At 75.0% G+C, this 5,790-nt stretch carries 6 protein-coding genes and 1 pseudogene; 5 read left to right on the top strand and 2 right to left on the bottom strand.

The window, feature by feature from the left end; genetic code table 11:
* Positions 1-449: pseudogene (locus ACTHMS_RS20815) on the bottom strand (hypothetical protein); the annotation flags it as partial.
* Between the two features lie 413 nt (positions 450-862).
* Complete coding sequence (locus ACTHMS_RS20810; protein ID WP_440308570.1) at positions 863-1,702, bottom strand: formate/nitrite transporter family protein; 840 nt, start codon at positions 1,700-1,702, stop codon at positions 863-865.
* A gap of 191 nt (positions 1,703-1,893) precedes the next feature.
* Between ACTHMS_RS20810 and ACTHMS_RS20805 the strand changes: the two genes are divergently transcribed.
* From ACTHMS_RS20805 to ACTHMS_RS20785, 5 genes are all read left to right on the top strand, one after another.
* On the top strand, positions 1,894-2,508 hold the full coding sequence (locus tag ACTHMS_RS20805; RefSeq protein ID WP_440308569.1) for a hypothetical protein: 615 nt from the start codon (positions 1,894-1,896) through the stop codon (positions 2,506-2,508).
* A 71-nt stretch (positions 2,509-2,579) separates the two neighbouring features.
* Positions 2,580-2,855 carry a hypothetical protein gene (locus tag ACTHMS_RS20800; RefSeq protein ID WP_440308568.1) on the top strand — a complete coding sequence of 92 codons (276 nt, stop codon included), beginning with the start codon at positions 2,580-2,582 and terminating at the stop codon, positions 2,853-2,855.
* A 4-nt stretch (positions 2,856-2,859) separates the two neighbouring features.
* Positions 2,860-3,843 (top strand): FAD:protein FMN transferase, encoded by a 984-nt coding sequence (locus ACTHMS_RS20795; protein WP_440308567.1) that lies wholly within the window; start codon positions 2,860-2,862, stop codon positions 3,841-3,843.
* Positions 3,840-4,430: a ferric reductase-like transmembrane domain-containing protein gene (locus tag ACTHMS_RS20790; protein WP_440308566.1), complete on the top strand. Its 591-nt coding sequence runs from the start codon at positions 3,840-3,842 to the stop codon at positions 4,428-4,430. Before ACTHMS_RS20795 ends, ACTHMS_RS20790 begins: the two co-directional genes overlap by 4 nt.
* Complete coding sequence (locus ACTHMS_RS20785; RefSeq protein WP_440308565.1) at positions 4,427-5,671, top strand: NADH-ubiquinone oxidoreductase-F iron-sulfur binding region domain-containing protein; 1,245 nt, start codon at positions 4,427-4,429, stop codon at positions 5,669-5,671. Before ACTHMS_RS20790 ends, ACTHMS_RS20785 begins: the two co-directional genes overlap by 4 nt.
* The last annotated feature ends 119 nt before the right edge of the window (positions 5,672-5,790 follow it).

The raw sequence follows: 5,790 nt of genomic DNA, 5'->3' as shown, positions 1-5,790 counted from the left end.
AGCCGCTCGCCGCCGAGGGCCAGCCAGCGGAGGTCGGGGTCGAGCACGCCGACGACGGCGGCGGGCAGGTGGTCGACGAGCAGGCGGTCGAGGGCGTGCGCGCGGCGGGCCTCGTCCAGCTCGGCCTGCACGTCGGTGAGCACCGAGAGCACATGGACGAAGCCGGTCGAGACGGCGGTCGTGCGCACCTCGACGGTCGCGTCCCCGGCACCGTGCAACGAGCAGCTGCGCCGCCCGCCGTCGCCCGACGGGCGCTGCAGCACCGGCAGCAGGTCGAGCACCGGGCGGCCGGCGCCCTCGCCGGGGCCGATGCCGAGCAGGTGCGCGGCCGACGCGGTGACGTCGGTGACGAGACCGTCAGGGTCGGTGAGCACGACGGCGAGCGCGTCGACGGCGGTGAGGAGTTCGGCCGCCGAGAGCGCAGGGCGGCGGGCCGGTCGTGAGAACACCCTGCCCCCATGTCGCGAGTCGTGGTCGTGTGGCGGCGGCACCGCCGGGACCGCCTGCCACCGGATGGGTGGAGCCGTCCACCGGTCCTGTCGGCCGCACGGCGGCGCCGCTGAAGGCGGGCACGACCCGCCAGGACCTTCGGCGTCTGCCCCGGGCCGTTCGACCCATCGAGTGCCCGTCGCCCACCGGTGCACGGGCCGGTCGGACGCCCCGGTGCAGGTGCACGGACGACGCAGCGCCCCGTCCGGAAGGGCGGGGCGCTGCGTCGTGTGTGCCGGTCCGGCCAGCCGCCTCTCGGCGAGTGGCCGCTCGTGGCGGCGGAAGGTGAGGCCCGGGGGCATGGAACCGGACCGGCAGTCTGTCCAACGGGTCGACTGCGGATCTTGTTCCCGGGACCCGGTCCTCGGGTCGATCAGCCGCCGGTCGGTTCCGCGGCGGCTGCGGTGCCGGGCGCGTCCTTCGCGTAGAGGTACCAGTAGGAACCGGCCACGAAGACGCCGGCGCCGACCGCGTTGCCGAGGAAGGCCATGATCAGGTTCAGGATCATGTTGGACGCCGTCGCCCCGCCCGCGTGCTCGAAGATCCCGAGCGGCAGGAAGAACATGTTGGCGACGACGTGGTCGAACCCGAGGGCCACGAAGGCCGTGATCGGGAAGACGATGGCCAGGATCTTGCCGCCGACGGTCATGGCCGCCAGGGCCAGCCAGACGGCGAGGCACACCAGCCAGTTGCAGCCGATCGCCCGCAGGAACTGCTCGAGATGGGTCTCGGTGACCGCCTTGCCCTTCACGATGGCGTCGAGGCGCGTCCACGACGCCCCGGCCGTGCCCTTGGCGCCCTTGGCGATGACGCCGGTCTTGTCGGCGAGCACATAGGCGACGAAGAGCGAACCGGCGAGGTTGCCGATCGTCACCCAGAGCCAGTTCAGCAGCATCCTGACGACGGTGACGCGCCGGGAGAGCACGGCCATCGGGACGAGCGCCATGTTGCCGGTCAGCAGTTCGGCGCCGCCGATCACGACGAGGATGAGGCCGAGGCTGAAGACGCCGCCGGTGACGAGAGTGGTGATGCCGCCCCACGTGTCCGGGTTGAGCCCGGACGACGCGACGATGGCGAGCAGGCCGCCGAAGGCGATGTAGGCGCCGGCGAGGAAACCGCCGATGAGCGCGCGCGGCACCCCGAGCGCGGCCTTCGTGGCGCCGGACTCGATCGCCAGCGCCGCGATGCGGGCGGGCGGGTTGTAGGCGCTGATGTCGCCGACGGCCGCTCGCGGCGGCGCGGGTGACGCGGTCGCGCGGCCGGCGCGCGGATCAGTGGTGGCCATGGCCCTCCTGTCGGACGAGGCGGACGGGAACCGCCGTGACGCTCATCTACCCGCTTCGGGTACCTGTGAATACCGCGCGTGGTGTCACATCTTCGGCGGCCCGTTCGATGAGGAACGGTGTGAGCACCCCGCCCCGCCCGTCCCGACCGCTGCCCCCGCCGGACCTGCGCGCCATCGGCGGGCACCGGGTGCGCCTCGCGACCGCGGGTGTCGTCGCGGCGTCCGTGGTCGGCAGCGGCGCCCTCGCGCTGGGACTGGCCGGCGCAGCCGACGGCAGCGCGTCCGCGGCCGTCGTCGCGCCGTCACCGGCCGCCGCACCCGGCGCCGGCGGATCGGTGGTCGCGGCCCCGACCGCGTCGCCGCGCGCCGGCCGCGCGCCGGCGCATCGGCCCTCGCCGCACGCCCGCCGCGCGGTACCTCGGCCGGTCCGCCATCGTCCGCGGCCGGTCGCCTCCGCGACGTCGCCGACGGCGGGCGCGGCGCCGACGCGATCGCCCGGCGCGACGACGCGCTCCGCCGCGCCGACACCGCCGCCGACGCGCCCGTCGGCACCCTCGCCGACGCGCCCGAGCGCTCCGCGGCCGACCGCGGGCGGCACCGCACCGGCGCCGTCGCCACAGCCGGTGCGCACACCGACGCCGACGCCGGTGCCGGTGGCCACAGCGACGCCCACGCCCACCCCGGTGCCCTCGCCGGTCACGTCGCCGCCGCAGGGCGTGACCCACGGCTCGTGAGGGGCGCGGTTGACAGGAACCTTGCAGCGACGTTCCAGGGGTCGGACAAAGCCGTTGCCCATCCTGGCTGCATGACCACGAACGAACGCCCCACCATCCGGCACGTCGGTGACCGCAAGGTGCGCCGCGCCACCGTCTCGGTCGCCGCCGGGTCGGTGCTCGCCACCGTCGCCCTCGCCGCCTGCACGCCTTCGAGCACCACCTCGTCCGGCACGACGTCGACCACCCGCACGACGTCGACCACCGGCACGACGTCGACCACCGGCACGTCGACCAGCACGACCACGTCGACGCCGACCGTGACCACGACGACCCAGGCGGCGCAGGCCGCGACGAGCGGATCCTGAGCCCATGTCCGCCGACCTCGCCCTGACGGCACCGACCCTCGACGGGAGCCGCGTGGCCGCCGACACCGCCGAGTGGTCGGTGTGGAGCACGACCGCACGGCTCGTCGTGCTCGACGCCGATCGTCTCGCCGATGCCTGCACGCTCGTCGTCGAGCACCTCGCCGAGGTCGACGCCGCAGTGAGCCGGTTCCGCGACGACGCCGAGCTCGGCCGCCTGGACGGCGCCGGCGGTGCGCCGGTGACCGTCAGCCCGCTGCTGGCCGACCACCTGCGCGCGGCCCTGGCCGCCGCCGAGCGCACCGCGGGCGATGTCGACCCGACCCTCGGCAGCGCCCTGCGCCAGGTGGGCTACGACCGTGACATCAGTGCCCTGCCGTCGGCGACGGGCCTGCCATGGGCCGTGGCCGCACCGACCGGCCGGGTCGTCGTGCAGCGACGTGCCACCTGGCGCGACATCGCGCTCGACGGCACGACGGTCACCGTGCCGGCGTCCCTGCGGCTCGACCTCGGTGCCACGGCGAAGGCCCTCGCGGCCGACCGCGCCGCTGCGCTCGTCGCCGACCGCATCGGTACCGGCGTGCTGGTGAGCCTCGGCGGCGACATCGCGACGGCCGGTCCGGCGCCCGACGGTGGCTGGCGCATCCAGGTGCAGGACGCGACCGGTGAGCCGGCGACCACCGTCGCCATCCCGGCCGGCGCCGCCATCGCCACCTCGAGCACGATCAAGCGGCGGTGGGCGCACGACGGCCGGGCGATGCACCACATCCTCGACCCGCGCACCCTGCTGCCCGCACCACCGGTGTGGCGCACGGTGACGGTCGTCGCCGCGACCTGCGTCGAGGCGAACACGTTGAGCACCGCCACGATCGTGCGCGGCGCCGACGGCCGGCGGCTGCTGCAGGACGCCGGCGTCGCCGCCCGGCTGGTCGCGTCCGACGGCAGTGTCGTGGTGGTCAACGGCTGGCCGCGCGAGCAGGTGGCGTCATGACCCTCGCCAGTGCCTTCGCGAGCAATCCGCTCTGGTACCTCACGCGGGCGACCGGCGTCGTGGCGTTCCTGCTGCTCACCGGCAGCGTGCTGCTCGGCGTCGCTTCGACCCAGCGCACGCTCGCCGCCCCGGGCTGGCCCCGGTTCGCGACGCAGCAGCTGCACCGCAACGTCGCCGCGCTCGCCCTCGTCTTCGTCCTGGTGCACATCGTGACCACCCTGATGGACAGCTACGTGCACGTCGGGGTCGCCGCCGTGGTCGTCCCGTTCGTCTCGGGTTACCGGGCCACCGACGTCGCCTGGGGCACGATCGCCTTCGACCTGCTGCTCGTCGTCGCGGCGACGGGCTGGCTGCGCCTGCGAATGTCGCAACGGACGTGGAGGACGATCCACCTCAGCGCCTACCTCGCCTGGCCGTTGGCCCTGCTGCACTTCATCGGCACGGGCACCGACGGCTCGTCGCCGAAGTGGGGCTTCTGGCTCGGCCTCGTCTGCGCGGGTCTCGTGGCGACGGCCGGCGCGCTGCGCTGGCGCACGCGGGACGCCGCACCGACCGGCCCGGTGCGCAGCCTCGGGCGGGCGGCATGATCGCGCGTCCGCGCCCGGCCTCGGTGAGCGCCGAGCGGGTGCTCGCGGGTGTCGGCGACGCACCGGGGCTCGCGACACACCTCGCCCGCTTCGGCCCACTGCCGTCGGTGCCGGGCGACGAGCTCGTGCACGCCATCGAGGCGAGCGGGCTGCTCGGTCGCGGCGGTGCCGGGTTCCCGGCCGGGCGCAAGCTGCGCACGGTCGCGCTCGGGCGCCGTCCGGTGGTCGTCGGCAACGGGGCCGAGGGCGAGCCGGCGAGCGGCAAGGACGCCCTGCTGCTGTCGCGGGCGCCGCACCTCGTGCTCGACGGGCTGGCCGTCGCCGCGCGTGCGGTCGGCGCGAAGGAGTTGCACCTCGCGGTGCACGCCGGCAGCGCCGCGCTCGCACCGCTGCGGCAGGCGATCGCCGAGCGGCAGGACGCGGTCGTGGTGCACGAGCTGCCGCCCCGCTACGTCGCCAGCGAGAGCTCGGCGCTGGTGCACTGGATCAACGGCGGTGAGGCCAAGCCGGTGTTCCGGCCGCCGCACACCTACGAGAAGGGGGTGCACGGGCGTCCGACCCTCGTCAACAACGTCGAGACGCTCGCGCACATGGCCCTGATCGCGCGATACGGCGCCGGTTGGTACCGGGCGGTCGGCGATCCCGCCGAGCCGGGCACGATGCTGCTGACCATCACGACCCGTACCGGGCGCGAGGTGCTCGAGGTGCCCACCGGCGTCGCGGCCGGCTCCGTGCTCGAGCAGGTCGGTGTGCGTGCGGCCGACACCGCTGCAGTGCTGGTCGGCGGCTACTTCGGCACCTGGCTGACGGCCGAGCAGCTCTGGACGTTGCCCCTCACCCACGACGCGTTGCATGCGGCCGGTGGGTCGCTCGGTGCGGGCATCCTGCTGCCCCTGCCGTGTGGTGCGTGCGGTCTCGCCGAGACCGCCCATATCGCGCGCTGGCTCGCCGCCGAGAGCGCCGGGCAGTGCGGGCCGTGCCTCAACGGGCTGCCGGCGATCGCGGGCGCGATGGCCGCCCTCGCCGGCGAAGGACGTGTCGAGCCGGCGCTGCGCCGGTGGCTGTCGGTCGTACCCGGACGCGGCGCGTGCGCGCATCCCGATGGTGCGGTGCGCATGGTGGCGAGCGCGCTCACCTGCTTCGCCGCCGACGTCCAGCACCACGCGCAGCACGGCCCGTGCCCCGATGCGCTGCGTCCGTCGCGCTTCCCGTTGCCGGCGCATCCGGCCGGATGGAGATGACATGCGCATCAAGGTGAACCCGATCTCGTGCGCGGCCCACGGGCTCTGCGCCGAGCTGCTGCCCGAGTGGATCGAGCTGGACGATTGGTGCTACCCGATCCTCGACGGTGAGCAGCTGC

It is taken from the genome of Jatrophihabitans sp. (assembly GCF_051960575.1).
Lineage (GTDB): Bacteria > Actinomycetota > Actinomycetes > Mycobacteriales > Jatrophihabitantaceae > JBQCEE01.
This window is presented reverse-complemented; position numbering and strand designations above follow the sequence as displayed.